15 protein-coding genes are annotated in these 15,597 nt (G+C 67.1%); 8 read left to right on the plus strand and 7 right to left on the minus strand.

Annotation, left to right across the window (positions count from 1 at the left end; genetic code table 11):
• Positions 1-32: 32 nt before the first annotated feature.
• Positions 33-692 carry an arylesterase gene (locus AC6LKG_RS03455; protein ID WP_498162737.1) on the minus strand — a complete coding sequence of 220 codons (660 nt, stop codon included), beginning with the start codon at positions 690-692 and terminating at the stop codon, positions 33-35.
• On the opposite strand from AC6LKG_RS03455, the gene AC6LKG_RS03460 reads away from it, so the two are divergent.
• Positions 691-1,362 (plus strand): ABC transporter ATP-binding protein, encoded by a 672-nt coding sequence (locus tag AC6LKG_RS03460; protein WP_049073475.1) that lies wholly within the window; start codon positions 691-693, stop codon positions 1,360-1,362. The genes AC6LKG_RS03455 and AC6LKG_RS03460 overlap by 2 nt on opposite strands.
• 21 nt (positions 1,363-1,383) lie before the next feature.
• On the opposite strand, the gene fabV is transcribed toward AC6LKG_RS03460, so the two are convergent.
• Together fabV and AC6LKG_RS03470 are read right to left on the minus strand one after the other, a co-directional pair.
• Positions 1,384-2,580 carry an enoyl-ACP reductase FabV gene (fabV, locus tag AC6LKG_RS03465; protein WP_498162738.1) on the minus strand — a complete coding sequence of 399 codons (1,197 nt, stop codon included), beginning with the start codon at positions 2,578-2,580 and terminating at the stop codon, positions 1,384-1,386.
• A gap of 118 nt (positions 2,581-2,698) precedes the next feature.
• Entirely contained in the window at positions 2,699-3,658 is a 960-nt protein-coding gene (locus AC6LKG_RS03470) for a DMT family transporter (protein WP_498162740.1), read from the minus strand.
• A gap of 85 nt (positions 3,659-3,743) precedes the next feature.
• Here AC6LKG_RS03470 and AC6LKG_RS03475 point away from each other — a divergent pair, with 85 nt between their 5' ends.
• The 7 genes from AC6LKG_RS03475 (at position 3,744) to AC6LKG_RS03505 (ending at position 11,135) form a co-directional block, all read left to right on the plus strand.
• The gene (locus tag AC6LKG_RS03475) at positions 3,744-4,649 is read left to right on the plus strand and encodes a LysR family transcriptional regulator (RefSeq protein ID WP_498162742.1); all 906 of its coding nucleotides are present in this window, start codon (positions 3,744-3,746) and stop codon (positions 4,647-4,649) included.
• Positions 4,650-5,045: 396 nt separating this feature from the next.
• Positions 5,046-6,092, plus strand: coding sequence for a TRAP transporter substrate-binding protein (locus AC6LKG_RS03480; RefSeq protein WP_498162744.1), 1,047 nt, complete (start codon positions 5,046-5,048; stop codon positions 6,090-6,092).
• An 81-nt stretch (positions 6,093-6,173) separates the two neighbouring features.
• The gene (locus tag AC6LKG_RS03485; protein ID WP_498162746.1) at positions 6,174-6,794 is read left to right on the plus strand and encodes a TRAP transporter small permease subunit; all 621 of its coding nucleotides are present in this window, start codon (positions 6,174-6,176) and stop codon (positions 6,792-6,794) included.
• A complete protein-coding gene (locus tag AC6LKG_RS03490; protein WP_498162748.1) occupies positions 6,791-8,074 on the plus strand; it encodes a TRAP transporter large permease in 1,284 nt (427 codons plus the stop codon). The genes AC6LKG_RS03485 and AC6LKG_RS03490 overlap by 4 nt, the downstream gene beginning before the upstream one ends.
• A 76-nt stretch (positions 8,075-8,150) precedes the next feature.
• Positions 8,151-8,834, plus strand: coding sequence for a DUF2848 domain-containing protein (locus AC6LKG_RS03495; protein WP_498162750.1), 684 nt, complete (start codon positions 8,151-8,153; stop codon positions 8,832-8,834).
• 93 nt (positions 8,835-8,927) lie between these two features.
• The gene (locus tag AC6LKG_RS03500) at positions 8,928-10,274 is read left to right on the plus strand and encodes an amidase (protein ID WP_498162752.1); all 1,347 of its coding nucleotides are present in this window, start codon (positions 8,928-8,930) and stop codon (positions 10,272-10,274) included.
• 54 nt (positions 10,275-10,328) lie between these two features.
• Complete coding sequence (locus AC6LKG_RS03505; protein WP_498162753.1) at positions 10,329-11,135, plus strand: putative hydro-lyase; 807 nt, start codon at positions 10,329-10,331, stop codon at positions 11,133-11,135.
• Between the two features lie 28 nt (positions 11,136-11,163).
• On the opposite strand, the gene AC6LKG_RS03510 is transcribed toward AC6LKG_RS03505, so the two are convergent.
• From AC6LKG_RS03510 to AC6LKG_RS03525, 4 genes are all read right to left on the minus strand, one after another.
• Positions 11,164-12,234: a porin gene (locus AC6LKG_RS03510; RefSeq protein ID WP_498162755.1), complete on the minus strand. Its 1,071-nt coding sequence runs from the start codon at positions 12,232-12,234 to the stop codon at positions 11,164-11,166.
• A gap of 337 nt (positions 12,235-12,571) precedes the next feature.
• The gene (locus AC6LKG_RS03515) at positions 12,572-13,873 is read right to left on the minus strand and encodes a TRAP transporter large permease (RefSeq protein WP_498162757.1); all 1,302 of its coding nucleotides are present in this window, start codon (positions 13,871-13,873) and stop codon (positions 12,572-12,574) included.
• Positions 13,866-14,366 carry a TRAP transporter small permease gene (locus AC6LKG_RS03520; protein WP_498162759.1) on the minus strand — a complete coding sequence of 167 codons (501 nt, stop codon included), beginning with the start codon at positions 14,364-14,366 and terminating at the stop codon, positions 13,866-13,868. The genes AC6LKG_RS03515 and AC6LKG_RS03520 overlap by 8 nt, the downstream gene beginning before the upstream one ends.
• Before the next feature lie 7 nt (positions 14,367-14,373).
• Positions 14,374-15,348, minus strand: coding sequence for a TRAP transporter substrate-binding protein (locus tag AC6LKG_RS03525; protein WP_498162761.1), 975 nt, complete (start codon positions 15,346-15,348; stop codon positions 14,374-14,376).
• Positions 15,349-15,597: the final 249 nt, after the last annotated feature.

The raw sequence follows: 15,597 nt of genomic DNA on the forward strand, positions 1-15,597 counted from the left end.
TTGGCGCGGCGCGGGCCGCTCAGGTCCGCGCGTCAGCGCAGCAGTGGCCGCAGCGCCGGCCACACATTGTCCAGCAGTTGGGCCTGGGCATCCTCGTTGGGATGGATGCCGTCGGCCTGGAACATCGCCCGGTTCGTTGCGATCCCTTCCATCAGGAAGGGCACGAGCCGGGCGTTTTCTTCTTTGGCGACGGTGGGAAACACCTGGGCGAAGCGCTGGGTGTAGTCGCGGCCGTAGTTGGGCGGGATCTGCATGCCGACGATGACCACCTCGGCCTCGGCTTTGCGCGCCGCCTGCGCCATGGCGCGCAGGTTCTGCTCCGTCATGTTCAGCGGCAGCCCGCGCAGGGCGTCGTTCGACCCCAGCTCCAGCACCACCACCGCCGGTTCATGCCGGCGCAGCAGCGCCGGCAGACGGGCGACGCCGCCGCTGGTGGTGTCGCCGCTGATGCTGGCGTTGACCACCTTGTACTTCGGGTATTGTTCGGAAAGCCGCGCCGACAGCAGCGGCACCCAGCCGGTGCCGCGCTTGATGCCGTACTCGGCGGCCAGGCTGTCGCCCACCACCAGCACGGTGCGTTGCGCGGAACCCTGGGCTGCCGGGGCGGTCTGAGCGTGGGCGGGCGCCATCAGGGTGGCCGTGGCCAGTGTGGATATCAGCAGTGAACGGCGGATCAGGGGAATCAGGCGCATGGATAGCAAGAATTCGATCGAGGTGAAAGGGCTGGGCAAGCGGGTGGCCGATGCCGGCGGGACGCTGTCTATCCTGGAAGACATCGATTTTACGGTGGCGGCGGGCAGCGCCGTGGCCATCACCGGCAGTTCCGGCTCGGGCAAGTCCACTTTGTTGGGACTGCTGGCGGGGCTGGATGTTCCCAGCGCCGGCAGCGTGCGCCTGGCCGGGCAGGACCTGTTCGCGCTGGACGAGGACGGCCGCGCGCGCCTGCGGGCCAATCACGTGGGGTTCGTGTTCCAGTCGTTTCAGTTGCTGCCGAACCTGACGGCGCTGGAAAACGTCATGCTGCCGCTGGAGCTGGCCGGCCAGCCGGCGCGCGAGGCGGCCCAGGCCATGCTCGAACGCGTCGGCCTGGGTGCGCGGCTGCATCATTACCCGCGTACCCTGTCCGGCGGCGAGCAGCAGCGCGTATCGCTGGCGCGCGCCTTCGTGGTGCAGCCTGACCTGCTGTTCGCCGATGAACCCACGGGCAGCCTGGACGCCGCCACCGGCGTCACCGTTATCGACCTGATGTTCGACCTGCACCGCGAGCACGGCACCACGCTGGTGCTGGTGACGCACGATCCCCAATTGGCGGCGCGCTGCGGCCGGCAGGTGGTCTTGGCGGCGGGGCGCATGGCGGCGTAGCCGTGCGCCTCGGGCCCGCCTTCAGTCGGTGATCAGTCCGGGGATCTTCACATCCGGGTCGACATCGGCGTTGTAGTCGATCCCGTCGATCTCGAATCCGAACAGGCGCAGGAAATCGCGCTTGTAGCCGGCGAAGTCGGTCAGTTCATACAGATTGGACTCGGTCACCTGGTGCCACAGCGCCTGCACCTGCGCCTGCACGGCCGGGTCCAGTTCCAGGTAGTCCGCGCGCAATCGGCCCTCGGTGTCCAGGATCGGTGACGGGCCGCACAGGCTGTCGCGGTACAGGCCGTAGACCTGCTCGATACAGCCCTCGTGCGTGCCTTTTTCCTTCATGACCTTGAACAGCAGCGACAGGTACAGCGGCATCATCGGAATGGCCGAGCTGGCCTGCGTCACGACCGCCTTCAGCACCGAGACGCGGGCGTCGCCGCCGCGCGCGGCCAGCTTGGCGCGGATGTCCAGCACCTTCTGGTCCAGGTCCTTCTTGGCGGCGCCGATCGAGCCGTTCCAGTAGATGTCGTGGGTGATCTTCTCGCCCAGGTAAGTGAAGGCGGTGGTGGTGGCGCCCTCGGCCAGCACGCCGGCCTCGAGCAGGGCGTCGATCCACATCTGCCAGTCCTCGCCGCCCATGACGGCGACGGTGGCGTCGATCTCTTCCTGGGTGGCCGGTTCCAGTACCGATTCCTTGATGACTTCCTTGTCGGTGTCCAGGCCGCGCAGCGTGACCGCCTGGCCGACCGGCTTGAGGGTCGAGTTGAACACCGTGCCGCTGACCGGATGGGTGCGGCGCGGGGCGGCCAGGCTGTAGATCACCTGGTCGACCTGGCCCAGGTCCTGACGGATGGCGGCGATGGCCTGGGCCTTGATGGCGTCGGAGAAGGCGTCGCCGTTGATGCTTCCGGCGTACAGGCCCTCGGCGCTGGCGTACTTGTCGAAAGCGGCACTGTTGTACCAGCCCGGCGTGCCGGCCTTGGCGGCGTCGCCGGGCCGTTCGAAGAAGATGCCCAGGGTCTGGGCGCCGCAGCCGAAGGCGGCGCTGATGCGCGCTGCCAGCCCATAACCGGTGGACGCACCGATCACCAGCACGCGTTTCGGCCCCCCCGCGATCGGGCCCTGGGCGCGGACGTAGTCGATCTGCTGCTTGACGTTGGCGTCGCAGCCGACGGGATGGGTGGTCACGCAGATGAAGCCGCGCACGCGGGGTTTGATGATCATGGAGCCCTCGTTCCGGGAATGGCGGGAGGCCGCCCGCGCGGGCGGGCGGCGCCCGGCATTGTACGGGAGGCGGGCGCGCGGATGCGGTCCCGCGCCGCGGCGCGCCGCTACGCGTCGGCTAGCGTGCGTCGGCCGCCGCGCTTGCGGCCGCCAGGGCACGGCCGCGGCGCCATTCCACCAGGCCGATGCCGATGCCGCTGGCGCAGATGATGGCGATGCCGAGCCAGGTCAGGGGATCGGGGAAGTGGTCCCAGACCAGCCAGCCGACCGTGGTGGCGCTGATGATCTGCAGATAGATGAACGGCGCCAGTGTCGAGGCCGGCGCGCGTCGGTAGGCGGCAATCTGGAACAGGTGACCCAGGCCGCCGGTGAGGCCGGTGGAAATCAGCAGGGTCCAGTCCAGCGGCGTCAACGACCGCAACACCGGCAGCGCCGGCGGCAGGATGAAGGGCAGGGCGAGCGTCAGGCAGCCGGTGCCCACCGCGCCGCTCCAGATCAGCGAAGTGAACGGGTCGTCGCCGGCCACCCGGCGGGTGGCGATGAACTGGGCCGCGAAGCAACAGGCGGTCAGCAGGCCGAACACGGTGCCAACCGGGTGCAGTCCGCCTCCCGGGCGGATGACGATGATGACACCAATGAAGGCGATGCCGGCCGCGACGAACCGCGACATGCGGGCCGGTTCCTTGAGGATCCACGGCGCCAGCGACAGCACCAGCAACGGCGCCAGGAAGTTGATGGCAGTGGCCTCGGCCTGGGGGATATAGCTGAGCGTGGTGAAGAACATCAGCGTGGCCAGGAACATCGAGCCGCCGCGCAGGAGCTGTTCGCGCGGCTTCCTGCTGCGCAGGATGCCGGTTCCGCGGGTGGGCAGCACCAGCGCCAGCACCAGCGCCAGGTGCACCGCGTAGCGGAACCACGACAGCACCAGCAGCGGCACCCCCGCATTCATGACCCACTTGCCACTGGCATCCAGGCACGACAGCGTCCACATCGACAGCACCAGCAGCAGGATCCCGACGAGCGGGCCTCTGGCGGCGGACGCGCCGGGGCGCGGGCGACCGGTATCGGCCGGGGGCATGGACAGGCTCCTTGTGCGGGATGGATTCCGGGCGGGCCCCGGAGCGGCTGACATGATACGCTCATCGCGCCAGGGGGAAAGGTTCATGATCGAACTACGCAACATAGAAACATTTTTCTGGGTCGCCACGCTGGGCAGCTTCCGCGCGGCGTCCGACAAACTGAACACCACGCAGCCGGCGGTGTCGCAGCGCATCGCCTCGCTCGAGGCCGACCTGGGCGTGCGGCTGTTCGAGCGCGATGCCCGGGGCGTCAAGCTCACCGCCAAGGGCCATGAATTGCTGTCGCATGCCGAGCGCATGCTGCAGGTGCGGCGCGACATGTTCGAAGCGGCGCGCGAACAGAACGTCATGACCGGCACCGTGCGCATCGGCGTGGCCGAGACCATCGTGCAGACCTGGCTGCCGGCGCTGATCGAACTGGTGCACGCCTCGTATCCGGCGCTGGTGCTGGAGATCGAGGTGGACACCACCCACGTGCTGCGCTCGCACCTGATGTCGCGGCAGATCGACCTGGCTTTCCTGATGGGGCCGGTGCTCGAGGCGCGGGTCGAGAACCTGCCGCTGTGCACCTATCCGCTGGCCTGGGTCGCCAGTCCCTTGCTGGAACTGGGGCCCGAGCCGCTGACGCTGGAACGCATCGGCCGGCTGCCGATCGTCACCTATCCGTCCAACAGCGCGCCCTACCGCGTGGTGCGCGACATGCTGACGCGGGCCGGGGTGGTATCGCCGCGCATGTATGGCAGCGCCTCGATGTCGATGGTGGTGCGGATGACGCAGGACTGCATCGGCACCAGCGTGATCGCGCCGGTGTTCCTGGGCAAGGAGCTGGCGCGCGGCGAACTGCGCATCCTGCGGGTCGATGCCGATCCGCTGCCCGAACTGAGTTTCACGGCCACCTGGGTGCAGGGTCCCGACAGCCATGCCGCGCGGCTGATCGCGCAGATGGCGCAGAAAGTCGCGGAGCAGGCCAGCGATGGCGTGCCGTCCTAGGCGTTTTTGGCGGCCGCGGACCGGTCCAGCGGCGCGGCCGGCGTCTAGGTGTTTTCCCGAGCAAGGCGGCGGCGGGCGGTCCGGCGGCGGGGCCGCCGGGAACCCCCGCCAGACTTGGCGGCACCGCGCCAGCCCGCATGGTTGCTGCTTCTGCGGCACAGGGGGGCGGCGCTGAGCGGCCAGACCCAAGAAAAATTTATACCCCCACATCGCAACATACGATTGGACGCTGGGCGGCCCTGGGGCTGCAATGGCGGCACATCAAGAAGATCGCCTGGTTCCACAGGCCCCGGGGGAAATTTACGCTCCTCTGACGTTTCGATTTCTACCCACGCGCTCAAGGGGTAACGGGGACCCGCGCGTGCCAGACCATCCCGCCAGCCTGGAGTTTTGACCATGAAGAAGTCGCTCGCTCTCGCCGCCGTTGCCGCCAGCCTGTTGGCCGGTGCCGCGCAGGCCCAGGACCTGCCCAAGACCCACCTCAAGGTGGTCGGCGGCCTGTCCAACCTGACCGCCTACAACGACTACGAAAAGCCGTTCTGGACCAAGACCATCCCGGAACTGTCCAAGGGACAGGTCACTGCGGACATCAAGGGTTTCAACGAAATGGGCCTGAAGGGGCCCGAGCTGCTGCGCCTGATGTCGACCGGCGTGGTCGAGTTCGGCACCGCCACCCTGTCGTACTTCGCCAGCGACAACCCGATCAACGAAGCCATCGACCTGGCCGGCCTGGCGCCGGACGTGAAGACGGCGCGCGAAGTGACCAACGCTTTCGAACCGGTCTACGCCCGCCTCTACGGCGAAGGCAACAACGTCAAGCTGCTGGGGATCTCCACCTATCCGGCGCAGGTGCTGTTCTGCAACGCCGATATCAAGGGCCTGGCGGACATCAAGGGCAAGAAGGTCCGCACCAGCAGCCGCACCACCGCCGAGTTCGTCGAGGCGCTGGGCGGCTCCAGCGTCACCATGGCGTTCGGCGAAGTGGTGCCGGCGCTGCAGAACAAGGTGGTCGATTGCGCCATTACCGGTTCGCTGTCGGGCTACTCCGCCAAGTGGTACGAAGTGTCCACCCACCTGGTGGCGCTGCCGATCAACTGGAACCAGCAGATCCACGCCGTCAACCAGAAAGCCTGGGACAAGCTCGACCCCAGCGTGCGCACCTTCCTGCAGGCCAACATCAAGACCCTGGTGGACAACATCTGGGACGCCGCGGCGCGCCAGACCCAGGAAGGCTATGACTGCAACACCGGCGCGGCGGCATGCCCGTTCCCGGTCAAGGGCAAGATGGTGCTGGTGCAGCCTTCGCAGGCCGACCGCGACCTGCTCAAGAAGGTGACGCAGGAAGCCGTGCTGCCCAAGTGGGCCGCGCGCTGCTCGGCACAGTGCGTGAAGGACTTCAACGCCACGATCGGCAAGACGCTGGGCGTGACCGCCAGCAAGTAAGCGCGTCGGCGCGCTGCCGGTCTCGGCGGCGCGCCCGCGAATCATCATTCGGGCCGCGACCCGGCCCCAGAGGTTTTCCCAATGACCCGATCCGAACACTTCCGCCTGCTGGGCGGGCTGCTGCGGCGCGCCGAGACGTTCTCGCGCGTGGCGGTGTGGGCGGGCGGCGCGCTGACCATCGCCAGCGTGCTGCTCATTTCCTTCGATGTGCTGGCGCGCAAGTTCCTGGGTTTCAACACCGGCGGCGCGGACGAGCTGTCCAGCTATGCCTTCGCGATCAGCACCTCGTGGGCGCTGGCATTCGCCACGTTGCAGCGCGCCAATGTGCGGGTGGATGTGCTCTACCAGAAACTGCCGGTGCGCGTCTCGGCCGTGCTCGACTGGCTTTCCATGGTGGCCCTGGCGGTCTTCATGGTGTTCGTGACCTACTACGCCTATGAAGTGGTGCAGATGTCGTGGGCGCAGAAGTCCACGGCCAATACGCCGCTGGCCACCCCGCTGTGGATTCCGCAGGGCCTGTGGCTGCTGGGCCTGGCCTGGATGTGCATCACCGTGGCCCTGATGCTGGCGCGCGCCTCGGCCGCACTGGTGACGGGCGATATCGCGCTGATCAAGGAAATCTGTGGCGTGCGTTCGGCGCAGGAAGAGGCAGAGGAAGAAGCCGCCGCGGGTGAGCGCATGGTCAAGGGAGCCGCATCATGATCGCCACCGCCCTGACGCTGTTGCTGGTCCTGATCGGCCTGTCGATCCCGGTGGGCGCCGCCCTCGGGGTGCTGGGCCTGATCCTGGATCCGATGTTCTCGATGTTGCCGCTGTCGCGCGCGATCGGCGAGATATCCTGGAGCACCAACAACGAATTCCTGCTGGTCGCCATCCCCTTGTTCATCATGCTGGGCGAGGTGCTGCTGCGGGCCGGCTTCGCCGAACGCATGTACGGCGCCATGAGCCTGTGGCTGTCGTGGCTGCCGGGCGGCCTGATGCATGCCAACATCGGCGCCTCGACGCTGTTCTCGGCTACGTCCGGCTCCAGCGTGGCGACCGCCGCCACGGTCGGCACGGTGGCGATTCCGCAGATCCGCAAGTACGGCTACAACGAACCGCTGTTCCTGGGCAGCCTGGCCGCCGGCGGCACGCTCGGCATCCTGATTCCGCCGTCGATCAACCTGGTGATCTACGGCGTGCTGACCAACTCGTCGGTGCCCAAGCTGTATCTGGCCGGCATCATTCCCGGCTTCGCCATGGCGGCGCTGTTCATGCTGATGGTGGTGGTCGCGTGTGTGGCCAGGCCGGCCTGGGGGGGCAAGAAGATCCAGGCGACCTGGGGCCAGCGCTTGGCCAGCCTGGTGCACCTGGCGCCGCCCATGGGCATCTTCCTGCTGGTGGTGGGCTCGATCTACGCCGGCCTGGCCACGCCGACCGAAGCCGCCGCGCTGGGCGTGCTGGGTGCGTTGATCCTGGCCGCATGGTTCCGCCGCCTGACCTGGACCATGCTGCGCGAGGCCATCGAAGGCACCATGCGCTCGACCGCGATGATCATGCTGATCGTGGTGGCCGCGAGCTTCCTGAACTTCATCATGTCGGCCACCGGCCTGACCGACGCGCTGACGCAGTCCATCACCGGACTGGGCCTGTCGCCCGGCTGGATGCTGCTGATCGTGATCGTGTTCTACCTGGTGCTGGGCTGCTTCATGGAGACGCTGTCGATGATGATCACGACCATCCCCATCGTCGCGCCCATCATGATCGCGCTGGGCTACGACCCGATCTGGCTGGGCATCGTCATCATCATCCTGGTCGAGGCCGCATTGATCACGCCGCCGGTCGGGTTGAACCTGTTCGTGGTGCAGAGCCTGCGCAAGAGCGGCTCGATGAGCGCCGTGATCGTTGGCAGCCTGCCGTTCGTGCTGTCCATGTTCCTGATGCTCGCGCTGTTGGCATGGTGGCCCGACCTGGCCCTGTGGCTGCCGCGCGTGTTTGGCTAGGGCGCCGCGTTCGCAACCGTTGCGGGCGCGGCCCGGGCCGCGTCCATTTCCCCGTTTTCCTCCGCAGGATTTTTTCATGAAAGCCGTATTCCAGATCGAAGCCGATTCCCCCCGCCAGGTCGAGGTGGATTTCAACACCCTGATCGTGGCCGGTTGGGCCGGCCGCGATATCGCCGCCATCGAACACCATATCGAGGAACTGGCCGCCATCGGCGTGCCGCGTCCCAGCAGCGTGCCGCTGTATTACCGCATCGCCGATAACCAACTGACCCAGGCCGCGCGGGTGCAGGCCGTGGGCGGCGATTCCTCGGGTGAAGTCGAAACCTTCGTGTTCACCGCTGGCGGCGAGATGTACGTCAGCATCGCTTCGGACCACACCGACCGCAAGCTCGAGACGGTCAGCGTGGCCATGTCCAAGCAGGTCTGCGTCAAACCGGTGGCGTCTTCGGCCTGGCGCCTGGCCGACGTGGCCGACTACTGGGACGAGCTGGTGATTCGCTCGCATATCGTCGAGAACGGTGTCGAAGTGCTGTACCAGGAAGGCCCGCTGTCGTCGCTGCGCACGCCCCAGGAACTGATCGCCGGTTATACCGGCGGCGCCTCGGTGCTGCCCGAGGGCGCGGGCATGACCTGCGGCACGGTGGGCGCCATCGGCGGCATCCGGCCGTCGGCGGAATTCAGCATGGAGCTGTACGACCCGCGCCGCCAGCGCAGCCTGCGCCACCGCTATCATGTCGAGATCCTGCCGGTGGTGGCCTGAGCGCCGGCGGATCGCCTGATCGCCACGGCGCGCCCCGCGCAGGGCGCGCCCATCCATGCCTCTCTTGCGCCGCCTGGCGGCACCTGGAACCGTATGTACCCGACCCTGAACGACCTGACCGCCGCCCTGAACGACGGCCGCACCACCTCCGTTGAACTGACCGAAGCCGCGCTGGCGCGGGCCGCCGATCCGGCGGGCGAGGGCGCGCGCGCCTTCACCCGGCTGTACGCCGACTCGGCGCTGGCCCAGGCGCGGGCCTCGGATACCCTGCGCGCCGCCGGCATTGTCCGTTCGGCCATCGAGGGCCTGCCGATCAGCATCAAGGATCTGTTCGACGTCGAAGGCGAAACCACCATGGCTGGCTCGGTGGCGCGCGAGGGCGAGCCCGCGGCCGACGCCAACGCCGAAGTGGTGCAACGCCTGATCGCGGCCGGGGCCGTGATCGTCGGCCGCACCAACATGACCGAGTTCGCCTATTCGGGCCTGGGCATCAACCCCCACTACGGCACGCCGCTGAACCCCTGGGACCGCGCCACTGGCCGCATTCCCGGCGGCTCCTCGTCGGGCGCGGCGGTCTCGGTGGCCGACGCCATGGCGGTGGCCGCCATCGGCTCGGACACGGGCGGTTCGGTGCGCATTCCGGCTGCGCTGTGCGGCCTGACCGGCTTCAAGCCCAGTGCCTGGCGCGTGTCGATGGAAGGCGTGCTGCCACTGTCGGCCAACCTGGATTCCATCGGCCCCATCGCCGCCAGCGTGCGCTGCTGCGCCGAACTCGACGCCATCCTGTCGGGCGAGGGCGGGCCGGTCCCCGAAGCGCTGCCGCTGCGCGGCCTGCGCCTGGCGGTGCCCAGGACGCTGGCGCTGGACGGCATGGACAAGCATGTGTCAGACACCTTCGCCCAGGCCGTGGCGCGCCTGCGGCAGGCCGGCGCCCTGGTCGACGAGATCGCCATCCCCGAATTCGCCGAGCTGGGCAACATCAACGCCAAGGGCGGCTTCACCGCCGCCGAGGCCTGGGCCTGGCACCGCGACCTGATCGCCCGCGCCGGCAAGCGCTACGACCCGCGCGTGGTCTCGCGCATCCTGCGCGGCAAGGACATGAGCGCCGCCGACTACCTCGACCTGCTGGATGCGCGCGAAGCGTGGGTGGCCGCGGTCGATCGCCGCATTGCCGCCTACGACGCCCTGATCCTGCCGACCACGCCGATCGTGGCGCCGGCCGTGGCCGACCTGGAAGGGTCTGACGAGGCCTACTACGCCGCCAACGGCCTGATCCTGCGCAACCCGACCCTCATCAACTTCCTCGATGGCTGCGCGCTGTCGCTGCCGTGCCAAGCCCCGGGCACCGGGCCGGTCGGCCTGATGATCGCGGGCAGCAATGGCGCCGACCGCCGCATCCTGGCCATCGGCCTGGCGGTCGAGGAATTGCTGGCGGCCTGACGCGGTTGCGGGCCCGCGTTGCGCGGGCCCCGTTTTTTCAAGAAGGACATTGACATGGTTCTCAACCCGGTGGCGCGCGCCAGCGTGGCGCTGGCGCGGCAGGCGCGGCTCGATGCGCGCAGCGGTAAGCTGACCGGCCCCACGGCCAATCTCGCGCCCGGCCACGTGCAGGCCAACCTGGCGATCCTGCCGCGCGCGCTGGCGGCGGATTTCCTGCATTTCTGCCAGCGCAATCCCAAGCCTTGCCCCTTGCTGGCAATGTCCGAGCCCGGCGATCCGGCCTTGCCAGAACTGGGACAGGACATCGACATTCGCACCGATATCCCGCGCTATCGCGTCTGGCAGAACGGCGAACTGGTGGCCGAGCCGACCGACGTGCGCGATATCTGGCGCGACGATCTGGTGTCGTTCCTGATCGGTTGCTCGTTTTCGTTCGAGGAGGCCATGCTGGACAACGGGCTGCCGGTGCGTCATATCGAGCAAGGCTGCAACGTGCCCATGTACCGCACCAACATCCCGACGCAGGCCGCCGGCGTGTTTGGCGGCCCGCTGGTGGTGTCGATGCGCCCCTTGAAGGCCGCCGACGCCATCCGCGCCATCCAGGTGACGTCGCGCTTTCCGTCGGTGCACGGCGCGCCGGTCCACCTGGGCGATCCGGCGCTGATCGGCATCGCCGATATCGATCGGCCGGACTACGGCGATGCCGTCGAAATCCGGCCGGGCGAGATCCCCGTGTTCTGGGCCTGCGGCGTTACGCCGCAGTCGGTCGTGGCGGCCGTGCGCCCCGATTTCTGCATCACGCACGCGCCCGGCCACATGCTGGTCACGGACCTGGTCAACAGCCGCATGGCGGTCATGTAAGGCCAGCGGGCCGTGCGCGGCGCGAGACTCAGAAAATGTGGCGGATGCCCATGCCGGCGCCGACCTGGCTGGTGCGGCCGGCGATTTCCCCGGTGACGGCGTCGCGCACCTTGTTGTAATCCACGGTGCCGTACACCTGGGTGCGCTTGGACAGCGCGTACTCGGCCACGGCCACCAGGGCGTAGCGCTTGCCCTTGTCGCCGTCTTCCACGATGTTCTTGCTCTGGTCGTAGTAGGCGGCGCCAGTGATGGCCCAGCGCGGGGTGGCCTGCCAGGTCACGCCGGCGAAGTAGCCGTTGTCCTTGCGGTCGAGCTTCGCGGTGGTGGTGCCGCCCATGATCATGTTGACCCAGCCGGTCTGGTCCTTGCCGTTGAAGTAGCCGGCGAACACCTTGGCGCTGTCGAACTGATACGAGGCGCTCAGGTTCCAAACTTGCTGACGCAGGTCGGAGTTATCGCCTTCGTAGGTCTTCATGAAGGCGCCGCCCAGGCCCAACTGGCCGACCGTGTAGCGCAGGCTGATGCCCATCTGCTGGCCGGCCTTGCGGTCCGACCACTTGTCGCCGTTGGCCCAGGAGGCGATCACGGCGAGGTCGCCGATCGTGTTCGAATAGCGGAAGGTATTGTTGTTGCGCACGCGACCCATGGCGGCGGGCAGCCACGAGTTCTCCGCATAGTTGCCGACGGTCAGCGGATCGAAGTAGTCCGCCATCAGGTCCTGGATCACCGTGTTCTGCAGGCCCAGGGTCAGCGCGCCGATGCTGCCGCCGTCCAGGCCGACGTAGGCCAGGCGGTTGAAGGTCTTGCTGGTGTCGGACGCTTTGCCGTTCTGCACGTTGAAGCCTTGCTCCAGGCGGAAGAAGGCGCGGTTGCCGTCGCCCAGGTCTTCCGAGCCGCGCAGGCCCCAGCGGCTGTTGGAGATGGCGCCGTTTTCCATCGAGACGCGGCTGCCGTCCACGCCGGTCGAACCCGAGCTGGTGTTGACGTAGCGCATGCTGACGTCGGCGATGCCGTACAGGGTGACGCTGGTTTCAGCGCTGGCGGCGCCAGCGGCCAGGCCGAGGCCGGCGGCGGCAAGCGTAAGGGTGATGCGTTTCACGAAGGCTTCTCCTAATGGTTATTTTTCAGCGTGAACCGGACTTGTGGCCCGGGGGGAGGCGCGCCTGGCGGTTCGCCGGGCGCTGGGCCGCAGCACCGACGCCAGGGTTGGCGCGGGTCCGGAGCGTAGGCCCATTGGTGGGTTCCATGCGCCACATTGGTGCGCGATGGAACGCCAGGGGGATTCTAGAAAAGTTACGGCTTGTAGTGGGGGGTTCTCCTTTTCGCGTTTTCCCTGGGTTTACAGAACCGCAAAAAAGGTCCGGCTCGCACGAGCGCCGCGGCAGGCAAAAAAAACCCCGTTGCGGGAACGGGGTTCTTGGGGGAGGGCCATGGCCTCAGAGCGTCATGTGCAAGGGCAGCCAGGTCGCGATGCCCGGCACCAGGTACAGCAGCAGCACCGCCACGATCATCAACAGGAACATGGGCATCGAGGCGCGTGCGATATACGGCAGCTCGCGTCCGCTCATGCCGGACAGCACGAACAGGTTGAAGCCGACGGGCGGCGTGATCTGTGCCATTTCCACAACGAACACCACGAAGATGCCGAACCAGATCAAGTCGATGCCGGCGGCCTGCACGGTCGGCAGCAGCACGCCCATGGTCAGCACCACGATGGAAATGCCGTCCAGGAAGCATCCCAGCACCACGAAGAACACCATCAGCGCCACGATCAGCCAGAACTGCGACAGGCCCAGTCCGCCGATCCATTCGGCCAGTGCCCGCGGCAGGCCGATGTAGCCCATTGCCAGCGTCAGGAACTGCGCGCCCGCCAGGATCAGGGCGATCATGCAATACAGCCGGGTGGCGCCCAGCAGCGATTGCATGAAGGTGGCGCGGCTGAGCGATCCCTGCAGTCCCGACAGGATCAAGGCCCCGACCACGCCCACGGCCGCCGCCTCGGTGGCGGTCGCCACGCCGCTGTAAATCGAGCCGAGCACAGCGCCGATCAGCAGCATGACCGGGATCAGGTGGCGCGACCGCGCCAGCTTTTCCTTCAGCGTCAGCCCCGGGTCGGCCGCCGGCACCTGGTCCGGATTGCGCACCGCCCACCAGGCGATATAGCCCATGAACAACAGGGCCAGCAGCAGGCCAGGCAGGATACCGGCGATGAACAGCTTGGCGATGGACACGTCCGCCGCCACCCCGTAGACGATCATGATGATCGAGGGCGGGATCAACAGTCCCAGCGTGCCCGCGCCCGACAGCGTGCCGAGGATTTTTTCCTCGGGGTAGCCGCGGCGCGTCAGTTCGGGGATGGTCATCTTGCCGACCGTGGCGCAGGTGGCCGCGGACGAGCCCGACACGGCGGCGAAGATGGCGCAACCGATCACGTTGGTGTGCAGCAGCCGGCCCGGCAGACGGTTGAGCCACGGCGCCAGGCCCTTGAACAGGTCTTCGGACAAGCGTGTGCGGAACAGGATTTCGCCCATCCACAGGAACAGCGGCAGGGCGGTAAGCGTCCAACTGGACGAGGCGCCCCAGATGGTGACGGCCATGGCATCGCCGGCCGGCCGGCTGGAGAAGATCTCCATGCCGATCCAGGCGGTGCCGGCCAGTGTCAACCCGACCCAGACGCCGCATCCCAGCAGCGCGAAGATCGAGATCACCAGCAGGGTAATGACGAGAAGTTCATTCATGGGTTTGCTGCGAATTGGCGGCGGCCAGGCCGCGCGAACGGCGAACCAGCTCATCGAGCAGGGCGACCAGGAACAGGACCGTGCCCAGCGCCATGCTGAGCTGTGGAATCCATAGCGGCGTGGCGTCGTTGGACGTGGAAATGTCGTTGTATTGCCAGGAGTCGTAGGCAAGCTTGACGCTGAAGAAGGCGAAGGCGGCGGCCATCAGGGTGCCCGCGACCAGCGCGAAGATATCCAGGCGGCGGCTGCCCGCTGGCGACAGCGCGTTCAGCAACAGCGTGACGCGAATGTGTTCGCCGTGCTTGAACGTGCTGGCCAGCGCCAGGAAGCCGGCGGCGGCCATGAAATACCCGGCATAAGCGTCGGTGCCGGGTATGTTCAGGCCGAGCTGGCGCGCGATGATCGCGGCCAGCACCGCCACCAGCACGCCGATGGTGCACAGGCCGGCCAGCAGGCCGGCCGCGCCGTAAAGTCCATCCAGAAATCGGCGCATGGCGATATCACTGCTTCCGGTAGGCGTCGATCATGGCCTGGCCATCGGCGCCGGCCTTCTTGAGCCAGTCATCCAGCATGCGCTTGCCGATCACCGACAGGCCTTCCTTGAGTTCGACCGTCGGCTTGATGATTTCCATGCCGTTCTTGGTCAGTTCTTCCTGGTACCACTTGTTCTTTTCCTGCGACAGCTTCCAGCCGCGTTCCTCGGCCTGGGCGCCGGCCTTCTTCAGGGCTTCCTGCGTGGCCGGGTCGAGCGCGTCGAACGCCTTCTTGTTGACGATCACGGCGTTCTTGGGCAGCCAGGCCTGGGTGTCGTAGAACTTCTTGATGTATTCGTACGTCTTGGTGTCGTAGCCGGTCGAGGCCGACGACATGTACGAGTCGATCACGCCGGTGGCCAGGGCCTGCGACAGTTCGGCCTGCTGCACCGTGACGGGTTGCGCGCCGACCAGTTCCGCGATCTTGGCCGTCACCGGGCTGTAGGCGCGCCACTTCAGGCCCTTCATGTCGCTGATCTGCTTGATGTTCTTGTTGGCGAAGATGCCCTGGGGCGGCCAAGCCACCGCGTACAGCAACATCATGCCCTGAGAGTTCAGCTTCTTCTCCAGGAAGGGCTTCTGCGCCTGGTAGAGCTTGAAGGACGCGTCATAGCCGGTGGCCAGGAAGGGCAGGCCGTCCAGTTCGTAGACCGGGTCTTCGTTGGCGAAGTTGGTCAGCAGGATTTCGCCGATCTGCGCCTGGTTGCCTTGCACCGCGCGCTTGATCTCCGGCGCCTTGTACAGCGAAGCGTTGTTGTGCAGGGTGATCTTGAGCTTGCCCTGCGAGAGGGTGTCGACGTCCTTGACGAAGGCGGCCAGGTTCTCGACGTGGAAGTTGCTGGCGGGGTAGGCGCTGGGCAGGTCCCACTTGGTCTGGGCCTGGGCGCCGGCGCTGAACGCCAGGACGATGGAGCCGGTCAACAGCGAGAGCTTCTTGATCATGATGGTCCTTCTTTGCGAATGAGGGGTGCGGGACGGGCCCGATAGACATTGCGAAAAAGCGGGCGGCGCCGAATGCCGCGTTGCGGAAAAGCCGTGCCATTCTATGTTGCCGGACAGTCACGATGTGCCTGGAACGGCGCGTTTACGGGTAATTCCTAGGCTGGCGCCGGCCATTTGCTTGAAGATTGAAATGGTGTGCCCACTGGCCGGACGCTGCGTGGCGTCCGCGTCTTTTTCTTCTAAGATCTA

Source organism: Achromobacter sp. 46006, assembly GCF_059761975.1.